Origin of the sequence: Pseudomonas kermanshahensis (assembly GCF_014269205.2) — a bacterium.
Taxonomy (GTDB): Bacteria; Pseudomonadota; Gammaproteobacteria; order Pseudomonadales; family Pseudomonadaceae; genus Aquipseudomonas; species Aquipseudomonas kermanshahensis.
Window position 1 is genome coordinate 1 of record NZ_JABWRY020000024.1, and the last position, 244, is coordinate 244.

Consider the following 244-nt stretch of genomic DNA (forward strand, 5'->3'; position numbering starts at 1 on the left):
TGCCGATCGACAACCACGCGCCGTTGTACTTCACCCTGAGTGACGGCAAAACGGTGATCACCGTTCCGGCCAACGGCACCACCGGTTCGGTTACCGTGACTGCCCCGGACAACGTCTACACCGGCGCTAACCCACCGGTCGAGCAGAGCCTGCAGGCGGTCAGCGGCGCTGACGCCTGGAAGTTTGAAAACCTGGTTCTGGACAAGACCCCGGTCAGCACCACTGTCACTGACGAGCCGGGTAC

Annotated in this window: 1 protein-coding gene; it reads left to right on the forward strand. The window is 62.7% G+C overall.

Going from position 1 to position 244, the window contains the following annotated elements:
• A partial coding sequence (locus HU764_RS27545) for an immunoglobulin-like domain-containing protein (RefSeq protein ID WP_186704273.1) occupies positions 1-244 on the forward strand: 244 nt, incomplete at both ends.